This is a genomic window from Salmonella sp. 32070601201500089SM (genome assembly GCF_017573605.1).
Lineage (GTDB): Bacteria > Pseudomonadota > Gammaproteobacteria > Enterobacterales > Enterobacteriaceae > Salmonella > Salmonella enterica.
The window spans coordinates 1-568 of sequence record NZ_JAGETK010000040.1; the positions used below are offsets into that span (position 1 = coordinate 1).

The window sequence follows — 568 nt, forward strand, 5'->3', positions numbered from 1 at the left end:
GTGGGTTGCAAAAGAAGTAGGTAGCTTAACCTTCGGGAGGGCGCTTACCACTTTGTGATTCATGACTGGGGTGAAGTCGTAACAAGGTAACCGTAGGGGAACCTGCGGTTGGATCACCTCCTTACCTTAAAGAAGCGTTCTTTGAAGTGCTCACACAGATTGTCTGATGAAAAGTAAATAGCAAGGCGTTTACGCGTTGGGAGTGAGGCTGAAGAAATAAGGCTGTTCGCTTTCTATTAATGAAAGCTCACCCTACACGAAAATATCACGCAGCGCGTGATAAGCAATTTTCGTGTCCCCTTCGTCTAGAGGCCCAGGACACCGCCCTTTCACGGCGGTAACAGGGGTTCGAATCCCCTAGGGGACGCCACTTGCGCGGTAATGTGTGAAAGGCGTTGCCACCAGTATCTCAAAACTGACTTACGAGTCACGTTTGAGATATTTGCTCTTTAAAAATCTGGATCAAGCTGAAAATTGAAACACAGAACAACGAAAGTTGTTCGTGAGTCTCTCAAATTTTCGCAACACGATGATGAATCGAAAGAAACATCTTCGGGTTGTGAGGTTA

At 46.5% G+C, this 568-nt stretch carries 1 tRNA gene and 1 rRNA gene; both read left to right on the forward strand.

The features are described 5' to 3' along the window. Positions 1 to 124, forward strand: a 16S ribosomal RNA gene (locus tag J4728_RS23720); the annotation flags it as partial. A 170-nt stretch (positions 125 to 294) separates the two neighbouring features. Beyond that, positions 295 to 370, forward strand: a tRNA-Glu gene (locus J4728_RS23725). Positions 371 to 568: the final 198 nt, after the last annotated feature.